This window comes from Mesorhizobium sp. EU05-FHT14A09 (assembly GCF_058790995.1).
In genome coordinates this window covers 50,553-69,398 of the sequence record NZ_JBYTDF010000007.1, presented here as the reverse complement: position 1 = coordinate 69,398, position 18,846 = coordinate 50,553, and the positions used below count along the sequence as shown (strand labels likewise).

At 62.6% G+C, this 18,846-nt stretch carries 15 protein-coding genes; 10 read left to right on the top strand and 5 right to left on the bottom strand.

Going from position 1 to position 18,846, the window contains the following annotated elements:
- Positions 1 to 115: 115 nt before the first annotated feature.
- Complete coding sequence (locus AC3WTO_RS22115; RefSeq protein WP_492463074.1) at positions 116 to 1,123, bottom strand: helix-turn-helix domain-containing protein; 1,008 nt, start codon at positions 1,121 to 1,123, stop codon at positions 116 to 118.
- A 168-nt stretch (positions 1,124 to 1,291) separates the two neighbouring features.
- On the opposite strand from AC3WTO_RS22115, the gene AC3WTO_RS22110 reads away from it, so the two are divergent.
- Positions 1,292 to 4,891 (top strand): autotransporter domain-containing protein, encoded by a 3,600-nt coding sequence (locus AC3WTO_RS22110; RefSeq protein WP_492463073.1) that lies wholly within the window; start codon positions 1,292 to 1,294, stop codon positions 4,889 to 4,891.
- Positions 4,892 to 5,055: 164 nt separating this feature from the next.
- Positions 5,056 to 6,210: a glycoside hydrolase family 5 protein gene (locus AC3WTO_RS22105; RefSeq protein ID WP_492463072.1), complete on the top strand. Its 1,155-nt coding sequence runs from the start codon at positions 5,056 to 5,058 to the stop codon at positions 6,208 to 6,210.
- 187 nt (positions 6,211 to 6,397) lie between these two features.
- On the opposite strand, the gene AC3WTO_RS22100 is transcribed toward AC3WTO_RS22105, so the two are convergent.
- The gene (locus AC3WTO_RS22100; RefSeq protein ID WP_492463071.1) at positions 6,398 to 7,789 is read right to left on the bottom strand and encodes an amidohydrolase family protein; all 1,392 of its coding nucleotides are present in this window, start codon (positions 7,787 to 7,789) and stop codon (positions 6,398 to 6,400) included.
- 32 nt (positions 7,790 to 7,821) lie between these two features.
- Entirely contained in the window at positions 7,822 to 9,195 is a 1,374-nt protein-coding gene (locus AC3WTO_RS22095; protein ID WP_492463070.1) for a nucleobase:cation symporter-2 family protein, read from the bottom strand.
- 118 nt (positions 9,196 to 9,313) lie between these two features.
- Between AC3WTO_RS22095 and AC3WTO_RS22090 the strand changes: the two genes are divergently transcribed.
- Positions 9,314 to 10,213 (top strand): LysR family transcriptional regulator, encoded by a 900-nt coding sequence (locus AC3WTO_RS22090; RefSeq protein ID WP_492463069.1) that lies wholly within the window; start codon positions 9,314 to 9,316, stop codon positions 10,211 to 10,213.
- A 53-nt stretch (positions 10,214 to 10,266) separates the two neighbouring features.
- On the opposite strand, the gene AC3WTO_RS22085 is transcribed toward AC3WTO_RS22090, so the two are convergent.
- Entirely contained in the window at positions 10,267 to 11,157 is an 891-nt protein-coding gene (locus tag AC3WTO_RS22085; protein ID WP_492463068.1) for an NAD(P)-dependent oxidoreductase, read from the bottom strand.
- A gap of 131 nt (positions 11,158 to 11,288) precedes the next feature.
- Here AC3WTO_RS22085 and AC3WTO_RS22080 point away from each other — a divergent pair, with 131 nt between their 5' ends.
- The gene (locus AC3WTO_RS22080; RefSeq protein ID WP_492463067.1) at positions 11,289 to 12,218 is read left to right on the top strand and encodes a LysR substrate-binding domain-containing protein; all 930 of its coding nucleotides are present in this window, start codon (positions 11,289 to 11,291) and stop codon (positions 12,216 to 12,218) included.
- Between the two features lie 33 nt (positions 12,219 to 12,251).
- Here AC3WTO_RS22080 and AC3WTO_RS22075 read toward each other — a convergent pair whose 3' ends face one another.
- A complete protein-coding gene (locus tag AC3WTO_RS22075) occupies positions 12,252 to 13,100 on the bottom strand; it encodes a LysR family transcriptional regulator (protein ID WP_492463066.1) in 849 nt (282 codons plus the stop codon).
- A gap of 228 nt (positions 13,101 to 13,328) precedes the next feature.
- Between AC3WTO_RS22075 and AC3WTO_RS22070 the strand changes: the two genes are divergently transcribed.
- From AC3WTO_RS22070 to AC3WTO_RS22045, 6 genes are all read left to right on the top strand, one after another.
- A complete protein-coding gene (locus AC3WTO_RS22070; protein ID WP_492463065.1) occupies positions 13,329 to 13,922 on the top strand; it encodes an ankyrin repeat domain-containing protein in 594 nt (197 codons plus the stop codon).
- A gap of 10 nt (positions 13,923 to 13,932) precedes the next feature.
- Complete coding sequence (locus AC3WTO_RS22065; RefSeq protein WP_492463064.1) at positions 13,933 to 14,406, top strand: nucleoside deaminase; 474 nt, start codon at positions 13,933 to 13,935, stop codon at positions 14,404 to 14,406.
- Between the two features lie 3 nt (positions 14,407 to 14,409).
- A complete protein-coding gene (locus AC3WTO_RS22060) occupies positions 14,410 to 15,642 on the top strand; it encodes a cyanate transporter (protein ID WP_492463063.1) in 1,233 nt (410 codons plus the stop codon).
- A gap of 193 nt (positions 15,643 to 15,835) precedes the next feature.
- The gene (locus tag AC3WTO_RS22055; protein ID WP_492463062.1) at positions 15,836 to 17,422 is read left to right on the top strand and encodes an FAD-dependent oxidoreductase; all 1,587 of its coding nucleotides are present in this window, start codon (positions 15,836 to 15,838) and stop codon (positions 17,420 to 17,422) included.
- Complete coding sequence (locus tag AC3WTO_RS22050; RefSeq protein ID WP_492463061.1) at positions 17,419 to 17,757, top strand: 4Fe-4S dicluster-binding protein; 339 nt, start codon at positions 17,419 to 17,421, stop codon at positions 17,755 to 17,757. Before AC3WTO_RS22055 ends, AC3WTO_RS22050 begins: the two co-directional genes overlap by 4 nt.
- A gap of 31 nt (positions 17,758 to 17,788) precedes the next feature.
- Positions 17,789 to 18,844 (top strand): ABC transporter substrate-binding protein, encoded by a 1,056-nt coding sequence (locus tag AC3WTO_RS22045; protein ID WP_492463060.1) that lies wholly within the window; start codon positions 17,789 to 17,791, stop codon positions 18,842 to 18,844.
- Positions 18,845 to 18,846 lie beyond the last annotated feature (2 nt).

Below are 18,846 nucleotides of genomic sequence, written 5' to 3'. Positions count from 1 at the left end.
TGGCGCAAATGCTCGATGTCAGCGCCCGAATCCGAACCTTCGGTGATGCCACCGGCCCAGCCGTCGCGGCTCCAGACGTTGGCCGGGATGGCCATGCCGGCACTGAACATCCAGGCTATCGCTTCACTTTGCGAAGATGGGCCTGGAGACCGCGTTCCGCCTCGCCAGACGCAATCGACATGCCCTCATGCCGAACCTCGCTCGGCGTCACGCCAAACTGCTCGCGGAAAGCCCGCAAGAACTGATTGCTGCTGGAGAAACCCAACTTGTGGGCGATGCTGGTGATCGAACCGGTCTTGCCTTGGTGCGAAAGGAGCTGGCGGTAGGCGGCATTCAGCCGCCTGTCGCGGATGACGGCCCGCACCCCGCCGTCCCCGGCGAACATCCGGTAGAGATGGGCGCGCGACACCCGGAACTGCTGCATGAGAAGTGCCAGATCGAGGTCCGGGCGGTGCAGGTTCGCATCGATGAATTGCAGGACACGCTGGCGGAATATCCGGCTCAGCACTGGATCCTCCGGCAGCTCGTCGACGGTCCGGCCGGCAATCACGGAGACGAGCAGCGTCGTGACCGCCTCCTCGATGGCCAACGCAACCGCGATGCCCATGGATGGCAAGCGGTCCAGACTCAAAATCAGATCGGAAATCAGCCGGGTGACCGGCAGGCCGGCCTTGAGGAGGAGGCCGTCCAGGGGCCGGCCACCCAGCGCCCGATCCAGCGGCGCGCGCGGCAAAACAAGGGGCAGCCCTGACCCAGCGGAAAACTGACTTGTAAAAGCCCGGCCAAGATCCAGAAGGCAGACATCGCCATCTTCGATGGCCATCGTGTGCCCTTGGCAATCCATCTTTCCGTTCACCGCCGTGAAGAGTTCGAGCATGTAGAAATCGCTCATTTCACTGCTCAGGGTCAGGCGCCGGCTTCGGTTGAGGTGCTGGGCACCGAAGGTCGTGCGGGAGACGCTCAGTCCGGCAATAAAACGTGCGTCGATCGATCCTTCCAGATGGGTGTTGCGCGCAGTTTCAAGCGGCTCGGCATCAAAAAACGGGGCAACCATCTCGCGCCAGTAATCGCTGCGCAAATCCGGCTCGACGGAGTTTGTCGATAATAAAAGCCTGTCCTCCATGTCCTCGTTTAGATCTTCCCCAAGCCGCTTTCAACTGCCCGCATCATTACATGCCGGCTCACCATGAGATGAGCCCTTGCGCCGAAGAAAAAGAGCCCCTGCGCCGATCGCAAGCTGAACGTTGCCTTTATTTCTGAAGTGGCTGGCTACGGCGCGGGGGCGAAGATCATGAATAACAATCGTGGCAAGAGCCGCATCTCCCTTCTGCTCGGGAGCACGGCGCTGGCTGGGGTTGTGGCCATCTGCCTGGGATCGACAGCTGCCGCGCAGACTTTCACCGGCAACCAGACGACGAGTGGCCCATTTGCCGGCGGAACGCAGCTTTTCTACAACGCCAGCGCGCTCAACGCCTCTGCCGCAGATGCCGTCAGCGGTGGAAACCAGTATTTCCGCGACACCAGCACGCTGAACGCCTCTGCCGCAAACGCCGTCAGCGGCGGAACGCAGTATTTATACGATTCCAGCGCGCTGAACGCTTCTGCCACAAACGCGGTCAGCAGTGGATTTCAGAATTTCTACGGCGCCAGCACACTGAACGCTTCAGCCGCAAATGCCGTCAGCGGCGGAATTCAGGGGTTCGTCGAAACCAGCACGCTAGACGCCTCTGCCGCCAATACAGTCAGCGGCGGGGAGCAGTATTTCTACAATACGAGCACGCTGAATGCCTCAGTCGCCGATGCCGTTAGCGGCGGAAACCAACGTTTCGGCGGAGCCAGCCAGCTGAATGCCTCCTCAGCCAATGCGGTCAGTGGTGGAAAGCAGACTTTCTACGCCGCCAGCGCGCTGAACGCCTCGGCGACCAATGCCGTCAGCGGTGGGATCCAGAATTTCGACGGGACCAGCGCGCTGAACGCCCTTGCCGCCAATGCTCTTAGCGGCGGAAATCAGGGTTTCTACGGCGCCAGTACACTGAACGCTACTGCCGCCAGCGCTGTTAGCGGCGGGAAACAACTTTTCTCCGAAACCAGCGCGCTCAATGCCTCTGCCGCCAATGCGGTCAGTGACGGGACACAGGTGTTCTACAGCACCAGCACACTCAACGCCTCTGCCGCCAATGCCGTCAGCGGCGGGTCGCAGGGTTTTAACGACGCCAGCGCGCTCAATGCCTCTGCCGCCAATGCGGTCAGCGGCGGGGTGCAGTATTTCTACAACACCAGCACACTCAACACCTCGGCCGCCAATGCTGTCAGCGGTGGGACGCAGTTTTTCATCGACACCAGTGCGCTCAATGCCTCTGCCGCCAACGCCGTCAGCGGCGGGACGCAGAATTTCTACAACACCAGCGCGCTGAACGCCTCGGTTGCCAACGCCGTCAGCGGCGGGACGCAGAATTTCGGCGACACCAGCGCACTCAACGCCTCGACTGCCAACGCCATCAGCGGCGGGACGCAGAATTTCGGCGACACCAGCGCACTCAACGCCTCGACTGCCAACGCCGCCAGCGGCGGGACGCAGAATTTCGGCGACACCAGCACACTGAACGCCTCTGCCGCCAATGCGGTCAGCGGCGGGGAGCAGTATTTCTGGGGCTCCAGCGCACTCAACGCTTCGGCCGCCAATGCGGTCAGCGGTGGGATGCAGGATTTCAACAACACCAGTTCGCTCAACGCCTTTGCCGCCAATGCGGTCAGCGGCGGAACACAGTATTTCTGGGGCACCAGCGCGCTCAACGCTTCGGCTGCCAATGCGGTTAGCGGCGGGACGCAGTATTTCAGCGAAACCAGCGTACTCAACGCCTCTGCTGCCAATGCCGTCAGCGGTGGGCAGCAGTATTTCTACGACGCCAGCACGCTCAATACGCTGGCCGATAATGCCCTGACCAAGGATGTGGCAGTCAATTTCGACAATCAACATAGCGGCCCCGGCGGCACGCTCCGGCTCAACGGTTACAGCACCGTGATCGGCGCCGTCCAAAGCCTGTCGGCCGGTTCGGGGATCATCGAGAATGGCGGCGCTGCCGACAGCATCCTGACCATCGACGGTTCGACCGCCGGAAACTCGGCCTTCTCCGGCCTGATCCGCGATGGCGGCGCACGCCGGCTGGGGCTGACGTTGGCCAGCGGCACGCTGACGCTCTCGGCGATGAACACCTACACCGGCCCGACCAATGTGGACAGCGGCGCGACGCTCGCGGTCAACGGCTCGATCGCCTCCTCGCAGATGCTGACGATCAAAGGAACGGTTGTCGGCACCGGCACGGTCGGCAACACCAGCATCAACGCGGGCGGCACGATCGCGCCCGGCAACGGTGGCATCGGCACGCTCTCGGTGCAGGGCAACCTGGCCATGGTTGCCGGTTCCCGGTTTTCTGCCCAAATCGACGGCACCGGCGCCTCCGACCGCATCGCCGTCACCGGCGCCGCCAACATCAGCGGCGCAACGCTGGATGTCTCAGCTTCCGGCCGGGCGCTCGCACGCTACACGGTCCTGACGACCACCGGCGGCCTCACCGGAACCTTCGGCGCTCTGGCCGGCGATGTCGGGCCGATCTCGGCCTTCGTCGGCGTCACCGCCAACTATGACGCCAACAGCGCCTATCTCGATACATCGAGGGTGCGCGACTTCGCCGACGCCGGCGTGACCCGTAATCAGAAGGCGGCTGCCTATGGCATCCAGAGCATTTCGGGCGGCAATCCATTCTTCACGGGCAATGCGCTCTACGACGCGGTGCTGGCGCTGCCGACTGATGCCGCCGCCCGCAACGCCTTCGATCAGGTATCGGGCGAGGCGAATGCTTCAGCCAAGACGGCGCTGATCGAGGACAGCCAGTTCGTGCGTGATGCCGCCACGAACCGCATCCGCGCCGCTTTTGACGCGGTCGGCACCTCGCGTGTCCCGGTGATGGCCTATGCCGACCCGGCTGTTGGCAAGACGTGCGCTCATGCCGCCTTCGTCTCGTCCGATACAAGAACGACGGCTGCAATTGCAGTCGTACCCACGACCGACCGTTTTGCGTTCTGGGGACAGGCTTTTGGCGGTTGGGGCTCCACCAACAGCGACGGCAATGCGGCGCGCCTGTCTCACTCGACCGGCGGTTTTCTCATCGGCGGCGATGCTCCGATCTTCGACACCTGGCGCCTCGGCATAATGGCGGGATACAGCCGAATCGATTTCAATGTCAGGAACCGGGCCTCATCGGGCTTGAGCGACAACTATCACCTCGGCCTCTACGGCGGCACGCAATGGGGCAACCTCGGCTTCCGCACGGGTGCGGCCTATACGTGGCACGACATCACCACCAGCCGCAGCGTGGCGTTCCCCGGCTTCGGTGACAGCCTGAAGGGTGACGATCGCGCCGGCACGACACAGGTGTTCGGCGAACTGGGTTACGGCATCCATGCCGGCAGATTCGGCTTCGAGCCGTTTGCCAACCTCGCCTATGTGAAACTCAGCACCGATGGTTTCACGGAGAACGGCGGTGCTGCGGCCTTGCGTAGCAACAGCACCAGCACGGGCGTCACCTTCACGACGTTCGGCCTGCACGCCTCGACCGACTTTGCTTCGGGAGAAATTGCCGCAACGCTGCGCAGCACGCTCGGCTGGCGCCATGCCTTCGGCGACACCACGCCGCTCGCCGCCTTCGCCTTTGCCGGCGGCTCGCCTTTCACCGTCGCGGGCGTGCCGATCGCGAAGGATGCGCTGCTGCTGGATGTCGGACTGGACGTTGCCATTACCACGAACACCACTCTCGGCATCTCCTATGGCGGGCAATATGGCGGCAACGCCATCGACCAGTCCGTTCGCGCAAACTTCAATGTCAAATTCTAAAGAAATGAAGCTCAGGCTTTTCGCTTCGCTCGCAAGCGCGTTTCGCTTTCGCGGCGCGCCGCGACACAAAACCGCCACCAAACGCAAGCACCGACGTCCTGATCTGGAGAGACGTCACGATGAAACGATGCTGCCTTGCGGCCATCCTGGGGACCTTGTTGGGCATGCAGGGCGTGAACCATGCCGCCGCCGCGGATCTCATGGGTTTTTGGGATCAGCGCGAGCGAGGCGGGAACAGCTTCAATGAAACACCTCCCGGCGAAGCGTATTTCAAGGCGCTTGCAGCGACGGGCGCGACTTGGGTGCGCCTCACCTTCAGCAAATGGAAGGGCGAGGGACGGGATTTCCTGATTGGGGACGCGGATCGTTACCAAGGTCTGAAAGCCAAAGACCTCGCAACGCTCCGCAAGGTGCTGGATGCGGCGCAGGCCGCAAAGCTGAAGGTCGTCGTGGTTCCGCTCAGTCTGCCGGGCGCCCGCTGGGCGCAGCAGAATGGTGGCAAATTCGACGATCGGCTCTGGTCGAATCCTATTTTCGCTGACCAAGCGGTTCGCTTCTGGTCCGACCTCGCGGCCGCGCTCAAGGATCATCCAGCCATTGCCGCCTACAACATCGTCAATGAACCCGCGCCCGAGAAGACGACCGGCCTTGCCGAGAACGGTGCGTCGCGCGACCTCGCGGCCTGGCAGGCAAAACAGGCGGGTAGCCCGCGCGATCTGACAAAGCTCTATGAGCGGATCGTCACGGCGATCCGCGCCGTCGATCCGGTCACGCCGGTGATGGTCGACAGTGGTTATTATGCCAATCCGCGCTCGCTTGCTGCCTGGCCAAAACCTCTCTCCGACGATCGGGTGCTGTACGCTTTCCACATGTACGAGCCCTATCAGGCGACCAGCGTGCCAAACATGAAACGCAAGATCCCGCTTCGCTATCCGGGCGTGAAAACGGACTATGCGGGCGGCACGATTGCCTGGGACCGCGATGCCGTCCGCGCTCACATCGATACGGCATTCGACTGGGCGCAGGCGCAGGGCCTGAAGCCGACACGCATCGTGGCGGCAGAGTTCGGCTGCATGCGCCTGTGGGCGGATTGCGGAACCTACCTCAAGGATGTCATGGACGCCGTCGACGCACGTGGCGGTCACTGGGCGTTCTATTCATTCCGTGAAGACGTCTGGGACGGGATGGATTACGAACTGCCCGCCAGTCTGAAGCCGGGCCAGTTCTATTGGCTCAGCGAGCAGAAGAAGGCCGACAAGCTCCCCAGAAATGGCGAGCTGATGCAATTGCTGCAGCAGAGGATGTCCGCAAAACCTTGAGGCAGGATCCCGAAAGGTCTGTCGACGTTCGAGATCATGCGTTCAGGTGTCCAGCTACCGTCTCCCGATCACATCAGCAGGGCGCGCCGATCGCCGACGAAATCGGTCAAAGCTTCAGCGAGTGCGCCGCAGGCTCAATGCATACGTGCCAAGCGGCGCGAGATAGATGCCCTTGCGGCAAATTACTTCACGCCATCTCGGCACTTTCGAACGCTGCGCGCCGAAGTTCATTTATCGCGCCGTGGCTTTTCAGCCATTCCGCACGCCGCTCGAACAGGCTGGGAACGACTGCATTGACTTCGGCTATTAGTGCGCCGACATCGGCGGTGAGCAAGCGCCCGCCATCGACGACGATGCGTCCCGCAACCATCGTCAAATCGACATCTCCGCCCTGCACGGCGTGGACCAGATTGTGATGAAGGTTTCCCGCAGCCCCACCTAGCAACGGGGTCATCCGTGGCGTGTCGGTGCGAACCGCAATCAAGTCTGCTTGCTTGCCGACTTCGAGAGAGCCGATCTGCTTGTGCAAGTTCAATGCTCTGGCTCCGTCGATCGTTGCCATGCGACATACGGACCATGCATCGAGAGCTGCCGCATCAAGGGTAGACACCTTTGCCAGGAGAGAAGCGGACTTCATCTCGTCGAACATGTCGAGGTTGTTGTTTTCTTTTTCGCCATCGGTCCCGATGCCAACGGCCACCCCCTTTTGTCGCAATGAAAGCACCGGTGCCGCTCCGCTTGCCAACTTCATGTTGCTCACCGGATTATGGGCAACACCAACCTTGCGTCGTGCCAGGATGTCGATCTCGTCCTCTGACAGCCAGACGCAGTGGGCAAGCAGGACATGGTGCGCATCAAGCATCCCGAAGGCTTCAAGTGCCTGGACGGGGCGTTTGCCATAGCGGCGTTCGGTTTCCTCGACATCGAAGCGGCTCTCGTTGCTGTGGGTATGAAAGCCGACCTTGTATTTGCGGCTAAGCTCTGTCGCGCGGGTCCACGCATCGGGCGTGCCATAGAACATATGCTCAAGACCAACCCAGACCTGGATTCTTCCTTCAGCGCGCCCGTGCCATTCCTGGATAAGTGCCTCATTGGTGTCCAACGTCTCGAAATAGTTGTGATCCGGGTGTTCACCGACGTAGGGAACCAGAATGGCGCGGATACCGAGTTCCCTGGCGACCTTGGCGCTGCCATGCATATACCGCCACATATCGAGGATTGTCGTCGTTCCCGACAACAGCGCTTCAGCATAGCAGAGGTGCGAAGCGATCTCGGCCTCCTTCGCGTTCACGACGCGATGCATCGGATCAATATATTGCTGAAGCCATTCCCAAACAGGAAGTCCCTCAGCGGTTCCGCGCAGCAGACCAGAGTGGGCATGGGCGTTGATCAAGCCTGGCATCAACAGCCTGTTGGCAAGCTTCCTGACGGGAATTCCCGGATTCGCCGCAATCACACTTGCTGCTTCGCCCACCGCCTTGATCCGGCCGTTTGTACCGACGGCGATTGCGCCATTCGTGATCACCGTATTGTTGTCGTCCATTGTAATCAGGTGGTCGGCGCATAGGATCAGTGACATCATTTTCTCCATATTCAGATGGTTAGAGGAATTCAGGCTTCGGCCGCGAGGGCGCTGCGACGCGCTTCGGTCTCTGCGGCCTGGTCGGATGCCAATCCGTTGAAAAGCAAGTTGAGCAGGATGGCGCACAGTGTGGCGAGGATGATCCCGCTTTCGGTAACGATGCTTGTCCATGCGGGGAGGTGAGCGAAAAAGCTCGGCGCCAGCATCGGGATCATGCCGACACCAACGCTGACTGCGGCCACCAGAACGGACCCCTGGTTCTTCTCGAAGTCGACGGTCGAAAGGATGCGCACGCCCATCATGGCAACCATCGCAAACATAACGAGAGCCGCGCTGCCGAGCACAAAGGGCGGGGTCGAAGCGATCACATAGGCGAGCTTCGGGAATAGCCCGAGGGCGACGAGTATGAGACCACCGGCGGCGCAAACGTAGCGGCTCTTGACCCCTGTCAACGTAACCAGCCCGATGTTCTGGGAGAAGGATGTGTAGGGGAAGGCGTTGAACATGCCTCCGAGAACCGCGCCAAGCCCATCGGCCCTAAGGCCCTTGACCAGGCGTGGCGGCGTTGTGGGGCGATCGACGATGGTGCCGAGCGCCAGAAACATTCCGGTGGATTCGACCATCGTGACCAGCATGACGAGACACATCGAAAGGATCGCCAGCGGATCGAAGACCGGCATGCCAAACGCAAAGGGGCGAATGAAGGCCAGCCAGGGTGTCTGGGACCATTCCGACAGGTTGATCTCGCCAATGGCAAAGGCAGCGACGAAACCGGCCGCAATTCCGACCAGCACCGCGACGTTGGCAAGAAAGCCCCTGGCGAAGCGGGACAGCATCAGGATCAGGATCAGCTCGCCAAGCGAGATGACGAGGTAGATGGGAGACCCGTATTTTGGGTTCGGACTGCCGTCGGGCAGCAAAGGTGGTCCTCCAGCTGCCCAATCGATGCCGACCTTCATGAGGCTGATACCAATGACAAGCAGCACCGAGCCCGTCACGACAGCTGGGAACAACCGAAGAAAGCGGCCCATCAGAGGGGCAAACAGGATGCCGAACACGCCCGATGCGATGATGGCGCCATAGATGCCCGGCAGTCCAAGCCCCGGGTTCATGCCGATGGCGATCATAGGGGCGATCGAGGTGAAGGTTACCCCCATCATCACAGGCATCCGCATTCCAAAGCCGGGCAATCCCAGCGACTGGATCAGCGATACGATGCCCGCGACGAACAGATCCGCGCTGAGGATGATGATCAGGTGCTCTTTGGGCAGATTCAGCGCCGCACCGAGTATCAACGGCACCACGACACAGGCCGAATACATGACTAGGACATGCTGGAAACCCAAAACCGCCGTGCGGACGGGCGGCAGCCTGCGGTCTACTTCATGGACTTCAACTGACATTTCTCCCTCCCTGGAAATGAATGCCGACGCCGAGGTCGAATGCCTCTTGTGCGTGCGGCAAGCGGAATATTGTGGAGGTTGCGCTGGCGTGTAAAATTGGGACCCATCTGGATTCCCGATGGATCAAATGGACCTCTCGCTCGACAAACTCTGGATTTTTCAAGCGGCCGCCCGCGAGAAATCGTTCTCTGAGACCGCTCGAAAACTCGGCAGGGCGCAATCGGTGGTAAGCAGCGCTATCGCTGATCTCGAAATTGATCTCGGTATTTCGTTGTTTGATAGGCAAGGACGCTACCCGCTGCTGACCCATGCGGGTGAAGCCCTTTTGCCGGAGGTGGAGGCCATCCTCTCGCACTGCGACAGCCTCCAGGAGCGGGCTTATGCGTTAAGCGGCACCTCGGAAGCACACCTGTCGATCGTGATTGAAGATGCTTTTCCTGCCGCTGAAATAGGCGGAGTGCTGGCGGCCGCCAGCCGGAAGTTTCCGGGCATCCAGCTCAACGTCCTGCAGCCGACAAGCGAAGGGATGGTCGATATGCTGATCAAGGGAGATGCGACTTTCGCGCTTGGATGTGCACGCCCGCATTACCCGTCGGGAATAGGCTTTCGCAGGCTGGGCGACGTTGTCCTGATCAACGCATCCCGACACGACCATCCTTTGGCTCAGGTCGATGCGGTTCGGTTCTCCCATCTCGCCGACCACCTGCAGCTCTTTCTGGCAGGACAGACCAAGCATCTCCTGACGAGCGAATATCTGAAATCCCCGCGCAGATGGGTCGTCCAAAGCCAGGCATCGTTGCTCGACCTTCTCAGATCCGGCTTGGGATGGGCCATCGTGCCCAAGCGGCTGGTGGCGCCAGATCTGCAGGCTGGCCTTGTGACCGAACTCAAGCTGGACGCGTATCCATTCACTGACTGGCGGGTCGGGCTCGATCTCGTGTGGAAGATTGACGACACACCTGGCATCGTCGCAGCTTGGCTGAAGACGGAACTCGGCCGTACCCAAATTGGCGGCTGAGCACGCCCAGCCGCAGACATTGTCTCCCACTGGGGGCGAGCGGGACAGGAAGGTCACTCCATCCCCGTAACCTCACTTCCGGCGCGGCGCCGGATCAGCTCGAATATGCCAGAGATGTCCTCTTGCCTGAAGCCGGCTCCGTGGCGTTTGCGGAACAGGCCCAGCAGCGGGTCGAGCAGGTCGGTGGCGACGCCTTGTTCGCGCGTCGCGGTCAGGATGTTGTCCAGCGAGGCCATCTGCATGCCGAGGTTCGACACCACATTGAGGTCGTGACGGCCGCTGTCGATCTTATCGGCATATCCTGGCAGTTCGCCCATCATTGCCGTCATCCATGGGCCGAGCAGCTTGAAAAACGCGCCGGCCGGGATGCTTTCGGAATCGACCAGCGCGGTGGCATGGAAGAAGCCCGCGAAAAGGCCGTACATGCCGCTGAGCAGGGCGAGGTCGTGCAGCGATGCCAATCCGGCATCCTTGCCCTGATAATTGGCGGCGCCGAGGTCCTTGAGCGCATCGGCATGCGCATCGAAGGCTGCCTGCGATCCGCTATAGAGAATGAGTGCATGCTCGCCGCCGATCATCGGAGGCGTCGCCATGATGCCGCCGTCGAGATAGGCCGCGCCCAGTCCGCCGACCCGCTCGGCCATGGCGCGCGCCTGCGCCGGCGTACCGTTGGTGAGATTGACCAGCGTGCGTCCGGGCAGCGCCGAAGCCGCCTGATCGATCACCGCTGCCGACGCGGCATAGTCCAGCACGCACATGACGGTGACGTCGCTTGCAGCGACGGCGTCAGCAGCGGACTTCACTTCGCGGGCACCCTTGGCGAGCAGCGGTACGGCTTTGTCGGGTGTGCGGTTCCACACCGTGAGCCTGTGACCCTGCTGGAGAAAGCGGGCGGCGAGTGCCTGCCCCATGGCTCCGAGGCCGATGATCGAGATGTTGGCCATATCCGTGTGCGTCTTTCCTGGTTCGAAGCCCCGCCCATCGCGGCGGTGGCAAAGAGATGCGGAATTGGACGCAGAAGCTGTAGTGGGGTATCCGTAGACCCATCGTCCACAAATCGGAACGATGGCTGCCAATGCTCAATCTCAACGACCTCTTCGTTTTCGTTCAGGTGGTGAACCACGGCGGCGTTGCCGCCGCAGGGCGGGCTCTGGGCGTCCCGAAGTCCACGCTCAGCAAACGGCTTTCCGAACTGGAAAAGGCGATCGGCGTGCGCCTGATCCAGCGGACATCGCGCAATTTCACCGTGACCGAGATCGGCCGCGATTTCCATCGCCATGCCGCCGCAATGCTCATCGAGGCAGAGGCGGCGGAAGATGTCATCAAAGGACGTCTGGCGGAGCCCAGTGGAACCGTTCGGATCACCGCATCATTGCCCATCGCGCAGTTCCATCTGGCGCCGCTGCTTCCGCGTCTCGCGGCAAGCTACCCGAAGGTGCGTGTCGTGCTCGATGTCTCGGACCGGTTGGTGGACATCGTGCAGGAAGGTTTCGACATCGCCATTCGCAATCATTTCGGCCCGTTGCCGGATACAGATCTGGTGCAGCGTCGCATCAACCACGACCCTGCCTGGCTCGTCGCGTCGCCCGGATACATCGCAGAGAAGGGCGTGCCGTCGCGTCCCGAGCAGGCGAACGGGCTCGATGGGCTGATGGCATCGTCGTCCGATCGCGCCTGGACGCTTCACGATGACGAAGGTGCGGCCGCCGATGTCACGCCATTACCGCGCTATATCGCCAATGAAACTGTGTCCCTGCTGGAAGCCGCCAAAGCGGGGCTTGGCGTGGCTTGCCTGGCCAGCAGCTTCTGTACGGCGCTGATCGGTTCCGGCGCACTCGTCCGCATCTTGCCCGGCTGGACGGCGCGTGGCGTGACGACGACACTGCTGATGCCGCATCGGCGTGGGCAACTGCCCTCCGTCCGGGTAATTGCCGATCACCTGATCCACGAGCTTTCGCAGCGGCCGTCACGGGCCGGCCTGCTCAATGCGGGTTCCGGTTTGTGACCGCTGGGCATAGGGCTGTTCTTGTTTAGCTGCCTATGCCGCCATGCGGTTGGCGGCGAGCACCGCTCCCATCCGCTCGACCAACTCAGAAACCGGCCCGGCATTTTCCCAGGCGTAGATAGAGACCGCCATCGCCGCTCCCATGCCGAAAGGCGCGTATTGCCGGACGCGATAGCCGGAAGTCGCGCTCCTTGGCAGCAGCGACAGGCCGAGACCGGCTTCCACGGCGACCATGACGTTGTGAAGGCTGCTGCCCGAGAAGGCGACATACCAGCGAAGGTCCTCGCTTTCGATGCGCTCGAACATCGCCTCGCGGTAGAGGCCTCCGGGAGGGAACGCAACCAGCGGGATCGGATTGGGCCAGGTACCCGACGCATCCGCGCTTTCGAACCAGGCCATGATTTCGGGGAAGGTCGCGCGGCAGTCTGGCCCGGCCTCCGGTTCCTTGACGACCACGATATCGAAGTCGCCAGCGCGATAGCGCCGGGTCAGGTCGCGGCTCAGCCCGGCGGTGACATCCAGCCGAATGCCGCGGTGGTGCCGGGCAAAATCGTTGAACGCCTTTGCCATCGTGACGTTGACGACATCTTCGGGGACACCAATGCGGATGGATGCCGTGCCGGCCGGATCGCGCAGGGCGGCTTCCGCCTCGTGCTGAAGGGCGAGGATGCGCCGGGCGTAACCAAGCAGCCGTTCGCCGGCCACCGTTGGTTCGACCGGCCGTGCTGCCCGATCGACCAGGATGGATCCAACCGTTTCTTCGAGCCGGGCGAGCTGCTGGCTGATGGTGGATTGCGTCATATGCAGGCGATCTGCTGCCAGCGTGAAGCTGCCGGCATCCACGATGGTGGAGAAGGCGCGAAGAAGGCGTGGATCAAGCATGCTGTAGGCTCAGTGTGATACGAGCTTCGTATTTACAATCATAATGGATTTGATCTGAACATTTAATTTCCAAATGCTCGTTTCCATCCTTATCTGGATGCGGTGCCCGTCCGCTCTCTTGGTTCCGGGGCATGATACAGGAGCCGGAAAATGCTTCGTCGATCTGTTCTTCTGGGTGTCGCGTGCCTGCTGCTGGCGTCGACCCCTCTCGTTGCGTCAGGGAAAACCATGAGCGAGCCCACCTTGCATGCTGCCGCATCAAGCGGCGATGTCGCGTCCGTCAGGAAACGCATCGCCGAGGGTGCGAAGATCGATGCCCGGGACGGCAGCGGCGCCACCGCCCTGCTGGTGGCCACCCATGCCAACCAGGTCGAGGTCGCGAAGGCGCTGATCGACGCCGGCGCCGACGTCAACGCCAAGGACAACATCAACGACAGCCCCTACCTCTATGCCGGCGCTCGTGGCCATCTCGAAATCCTCAAGATGACGCTTGCGCACGGCGCCGACCTCAGGAGCATCAACCGCTATGGCGGCACGGCGCTCATTCCCGCTTCCGAGCGCGGCCACGTCGAGACGGTGCGTACGCTGATCGAGGCAGGCGTCGATGTCGATCATGTCAACAAGCTCGGCTGGACCGCGCTGCTCGAAGCGATCATGCTCGGCGATGGCGGTGAGCGCCACCAGCAGATCGTCGCCCTGCTGGTCAAGGCCGGAGCCGACGTCAACCTCGCCGACGGCAACGGTGTCACCCCGCTCCAGCACGCCCGCTCGGCTGGCTACAGGAAGATCGAGGCGATCTTGCTGGCGGCCGGCGCGCGTTGAGGGAGATAAAATGGCTGACGACATCCGTTTTCTCGAAGAGGCCATAACACTCGCCCGCACCAACATCGGCAAGGGTGGCCGGCCTTTCGGTGCGGTGCTGGTTCGGTACGGCGAGGTCGTCGCTACGGCGGTGAACGAGATCCATGCCAGCAACGATCCGACCTCGCATGCAGAGATCAACGCCATCCGCGCTGCCAGCCGCAAGCTCGGTACCCCCGATCTCAAGGGCAGTGCGGTCTATGCCAGCGGGCATCCCTGTCCCATGTGCATGGCGGCGATGCGGCTGGCTGGTGTCGAAAGTGTCTTCTATGCCCATTCCAACGATGACGGCGCGCCGTTCGGGCTTTCCACGGCGGCCATCTACGAGGATCTCGCCAAACCATTCGCCGAACAGTCGATGACGATCCGCTATGTGCCGGTGCGCCCGCATGGCGAGAAAGACCTTTATGCGGAATGGACAGAGGTCCGGAGCAGGCCGGAGTAGACAATGGCTGCCGAAGGCCCTTCACATGCCGCGCGTGGGCTGCTGCTGGCCGCCGTCGCCCTGGTCGGCCTCAATCTCAGGCCGTTCATCACCGGCATCGGGCCATTGGTGGACGACATCGGTGCGCAGACCGGCCTCGACCTCAAGGGCATTTCGCTGCTGACCCTGGTTCCGATGGCCCTGATGGGGGTTGTGGCCTTTGCCGGACCTTTGCTGCAGTCCCGCATTGGCGCCCGGCGCTCTGTCATTGCCTCGCTTTTCGTGCTTGCCGCCGGCTCCTTGCTGCGTCTGTTCGCGACGACCGGCTGGCAGATGGTGGGAACCGCAGCCTTGCTTGGCCTGGGCGTGGCGGTCATCCAGGCGGTGTTTCCCGGTATCGTCAAAAAGCAGTTCCCGAATCAGGTCGGCGTGGTCATGGGGCTCTATTCCGCCACGCTGGTCGGCGGCGGCGCCTTGGGCGCGCAGGCTGCGCCGCTGATCGCATCGGCCACCGGCGACTGGCATTTCGGTCTGGCCTGGATGGCGATCCCGGCGGTGGCGGCGCTTCTGCTTGCGGTCTACAGCCTGCCGCGCGACCATGTGGTGCGAAAGAGCGGCGTCAGCGCCATGGCCATGCTCGCCCGACCACGCCTGTGGCTGCTGATGGCCTGTTTCGGTCTGGTCAATGGCGGCTACTCGACCGTCGTGGCATGGCTGGCGCCGTTCTATCGCGAGCATGGCTGGAGTGCTGCCGCCAGCGGCAGCCTGCTGGCGATCATGGCCCTGTTCCAGGGACTGGCGGCTCTGCTGTTGCCGATGCTGGCCAGGGGCAAGGACCTGCGGCCGTGGCTGTGGCTGACACTTGCCATGCAGGCGGCAGGCTTCGTTGCGCTGGCCTTTTGGCCCGAAGCCGCGCCGTTCGCTTCGGCGATGCTGCTCGGCAGCGGACTTGGTGGCTGTTTCGCGCTGTCGATGATCGTCGCGCTCGATCACCTGCCGGATCCGGCCGAAGCCGGGGCGCTGTCGGCGCTGATGCAGGGCGGCGGCTTCCTGATCACGGCATTGCCGCCCTGGATCGTTGCTGCGCTGCATGACGCCACCGGCAGCTTCGTCGCCGGCTGGTTGATGCATCTGGTCGCGGTTTTCGTCGTCGCGGCGCTGTACTGGCGGGTGTCGCCTGCCAGTTATGCCAAGGCCATGAGCACCCCGATGATCGAGGATGACGCAGGATCTCGCGCATCAGCAAGGTCACTCTAGCTTGTCCGAAGTTGCGCCCGACGAGGACAGGCGCGATCGGACTTCGTTCGGTTCCAGGCATGGCGGACAAACCCTTTTGCCGGTGAATGCGAGGCATCAATACCGCTTTCGTGCTCGGATTGAGCATGAGGTTCCTCGATAATGTATAGCTAATTTATAGATTTACTCGCATCGATCATTTGCGGGTGAAACTATGGCGCAGGCCGTCCCAATTGAAACGGCGCCAGCGGACGTCATTGTCGTTGGTGGAGGTCCAGCAGGGTGCTGGGCGGCCTGGAACGCGCGTGCCAGCGGCGCGTCGGTCATCCTCATCGACAAGGGTTACATCGGCACCAGCGGCGCCATGGCTGCGGGCAACAACACGACCATCGACACGGCACGCGGTACCGCCGAACGCGAGTTTACCGTCAACCAGCGCATCAATCGTGGTCTCGGCCTTGTGCGCCGGCCTTTGCTCGAAAGCGTGCTCGACAGGGCCCGTATGAACCTCGATCTGCTGGCGCAGTGGGGTTACGCCTTTCCCATCGACGACGACGGCCGGCCCTATCGCGGCATGCTGCGCGGGCCCGATTGCCTGCGCTTCATGCGCCAGCGCCTGATCAAGGCCGGCGTGCGCGTCATCGATCACTGCCCGGCCGAAGAGCTTCTTCTGACGCAGGACGGCGCGGTTGCCGGCGTGCGTGCGCGCTTTCGCAACGGCCAAGGCCTGCTCGAGGTCCGCTCGGCCGCGGTCGTCCTGGCCACCGGTGGCTGCGCATTCCTCAGCGGCGCGATCGGAACCAACAACCTGACCGGCGACGGCTACCTGATGGCGGCGGAAGCCGGCACGACATTGGCCAGCATGGAGTTCTCGGGCCAATACGGCATCGCTCCGAGCTTCTCCGGCGTCACCAAGGGCATCGTCTATTTCTGGGCGACGTTCTCGGACGCTGACGGCAACGAAATCGTGCTGCCCGGCGATCGCCAGAGCGTGGCCAGATATCTCATGAAGGGTCCTGTCTTCGCGGTCCTGGACAAGGTTTCGCCGCGGCTGCAGGAAGGGTTCCGCAAAGGTCAGCCCAACATCTTCGTGCCCTTCGATCGCGCCGGTATCGACCCGTTCAGTCAGCGTTTCCAGATCACACTACGTCACGAAGGAACGGTGCGCGGCACTGGCGGCATCGTCATCGACGACCGCGCCGCAACCACTGTCCCCGGCCTCTTTGCGGCAGGCGATGCCGCCGCCCGTGAGGGCATGTCGGGTGCGACAAGCGGTGGCGGCGGACCCAACGCATCCTGGGCGCTGGCGACCGGCTCCTGGGCCGGCGAAGACGCGGCCGCCCATGCGCGGCACGTCGGCATCCATCAGGCAATGAGGCCCGTCCGTCCCTCCCGAATCCGGCCGGCTGCCGACGGCCAGAGCCGCAAGGCCGATCTCAAGCGGGTGATCGACCACATCAAGAGCGAAACATTGCCGCTCGATCGCGGCTTCTTCCGATCCGAAGACAGCCTGAACCGCAACGAGGCCGAACTGGGCGCCTTGTGGAAAGACGAAACCTGGCGTCAGCCCGGCGATGCTTATGACGCAGCCCGGATCCGCGAAGCCGAGGCGCTCATCGCAACGGCGCGCTGGGTGACGGCCAGCGCTTTGCTACGGCGGGAAAGTCGCGGCGTTCATCGTCGCACGGACGCTCCGACGAGTGACCCGGCACTGAGGACGCGCATCGTCAGCGGTGGCCTCGACAACCCCTGGGCAGCCTACGATCTCGCGCGGGACCAGGCAGTGAGGGCGGCATCATGATCGAGCTTGTCAGCGCGGAACGCTGCATCCAATGCGACATCTGCGTCGCTGCGTGCCCCGACAATGTGTTCGACGCCGTCAAGGATGGCGTACCCGTCATTGCCCGGCAGGACGATTGCCAGACCTGCTTCCTGTGCGAGCTCTTCTGCCCGGTCGACGCGCTTTACGTGTCGCCGCTGGTCGATGCGATCGAAGGCCGCAGCGAGGCGGATCTCGCGGCAAGCGGCCTGCTTGGCAGCTATCGGCGCGAGATGGGCTGGCGCAACGCCAAGCCCTACGGCACCGCCGCCGACCTCAGCTACCGGATGTTCGAAAGCGGCGCGATCGTTCCCTGATCGGCCCAAGCCTCAAATGCTGGAGATACCCATGCGAAAATATCTGACAATGCTCATGGTGGCCGCGGCAGCGCTGTTCGGCGTTGTCCCGGCCCAGGCCGAGGATGCTCCCGAGACCATCCGCATCGGTGATGTCGGCTTCGGTTTCGGCAAGCCGTTCGGCGTCGGCCTGCTGGCCATCGCGGATGCCAAGGGCTTCATCGCCGACCAGTTCAAGGACACCAGGACCAAGGTCGAGTTCACCTATTTCACCGGCACCGGGCCGGCGATCAACGAAGCGCTGTCCAATGGCCAGCTCGACTTCGCCTCCTACGGCGCCGTCCCCAACATCATCGGCAAGTCCAACGGGCTCGATACGGTGCTGGTCGCTTCTTATGGCGGAACGATCATTTTCGGCGCGGCGCGTCCGGACGTCGAGATCAAGACGGTCACCGACCTCAAGGGCAAGCGCGTGGCCGTCCAGAAGGCGACGATCATTCACTGGGCGCTGATCCAGGCTCTCAAGAACGCCGGACTGTCCGAGAAGGACGTGACCATCGTCGATCTGAAGAATGCCGACCAGCTTGCCGCAATTGCCGCCAAGAGCGTCGATGCCGTGTTCGGCGCCGATTTCCTGCTGCCGCTGGCAGACAAGGGCATCGCCAAGATCTTCTACAAGTCGTCGACCGCAGGTCCGTCCGGTGACGGCTTCGGCGCCTTCCTCGTCACCGACAAGTTCCGCCAGGCCTATCCCGAGGCGACGCAGAAGGTCGTCACCGGCTTTGTCGCCGCGGCGCACTGGCTGGCCGATGACAAGAACCGCGACGAAGCGTTCCAGATCTGGTCACGGGCCGGAACGCCGGTGGCCACGATCACCAAGTCGAACGAGGGCACCGTGCTCAAGGGCAAGTACAATCCGCGCCTCGATGCTTTCTTCCAAGCTCGCTACGCCAGCGCCATCGCCTTCAACAAGGAACAAAAACTTACCCGCCGCGATGTCGACCTCGCCACCTGGGCGGATCCGTCCTACCTCGACAAGGCCATCTCGGCCCTGAAACTGGACGGCTTCTGGGCCGATCGTGACGCCGCCGGCGTCGCGACCAACTAGAG

What these genes read in the sequence shown, in the direction of transcription:
- AC3WTO_RS22115 (WP_492463074.1), bottom strand. Translation starts at nt 1,123, where the DNA reads ATGGAGGACAGGCTTTTATTATCGACAAACTCCGTCGAGCCGGATTTG.
- AC3WTO_RS22110 (WP_492463073.1), top strand. Translation starts at nt 1,292, where the DNA reads ATGAATAACAATCGTGGCAAGAGCCGCATCTCCCTTCTGCTCGGGAGC.
- AC3WTO_RS22105 (WP_492463072.1), top strand. Translation starts at nt 5,056, where the DNA reads ATGCAGGGCGTGAACCATGCCGCCGCCGCGGATCTCATGGGTTTTTGG.
- AC3WTO_RS22100 (WP_492463071.1), bottom strand. Translation starts at nt 7,789, where the DNA reads ATGTCACTGATCCTATGCGCCGACCACCTGATTACAATGGACGACAAC.
- AC3WTO_RS22095 (WP_492463070.1), bottom strand. Translation starts at nt 9,195, where the DNA reads ATGTCAGTTGAAGTCCATGAAGTAGACCGCAGGCTGCCGCCCGTCCGC.
- AC3WTO_RS22090 (WP_492463069.1), top strand. Translation starts at nt 9,314, where the DNA reads ATGGATCAAATGGACCTCTCGCTCGACAAACTCTGGATTTTTCAAGCG.
- AC3WTO_RS22085 (WP_492463068.1), bottom strand. Translation starts at nt 11,157, where the DNA reads ATGGCCAACATCTCGATCATCGGCCTCGGAGCCATGGGGCAGGCACTC.
- AC3WTO_RS22080 (WP_492463067.1), top strand. Translation starts at nt 11,289, where the DNA reads ATGCTCAATCTCAACGACCTCTTCGTTTTCGTTCAGGTGGTGAACCAC.
- AC3WTO_RS22075 (WP_492463066.1), bottom strand. Translation starts at nt 13,100, where the DNA reads ATGCTTGATCCACGCCTTCTTCGCGCCTTCTCCACCATCGTGGATGCC.
- AC3WTO_RS22070 (WP_492463065.1), top strand. Translation starts at nt 13,329, where the DNA reads ATGAGCGAGCCCACCTTGCATGCTGCCGCATCAAGCGGCGATGTCGCG.
- AC3WTO_RS22065 (WP_492463064.1), top strand. Translation starts at nt 13,933, where the DNA reads ATGGCTGACGACATCCGTTTTCTCGAAGAGGCCATAACACTCGCCCGC.
- AC3WTO_RS22060 (WP_492463063.1), top strand. Translation starts at nt 14,410, where the DNA reads ATGGCTGCCGAAGGCCCTTCACATGCCGCGCGTGGGCTGCTGCTGGCC.
- AC3WTO_RS22055 (WP_492463062.1), top strand. Translation starts at nt 15,836, where the DNA reads ATGGCGCAGGCCGTCCCAATTGAAACGGCGCCAGCGGACGTCATTGTC.
- AC3WTO_RS22050 (WP_492463061.1), top strand. Translation starts at nt 17,419, where the DNA reads ATGATCGAGCTTGTCAGCGCGGAACGCTGCATCCAATGCGACATCTGC.
- AC3WTO_RS22045 (WP_492463060.1), top strand. Translation starts at nt 17,789, where the DNA reads ATGCGAAAATATCTGACAATGCTCATGGTGGCCGCGGCAGCGCTGTTC.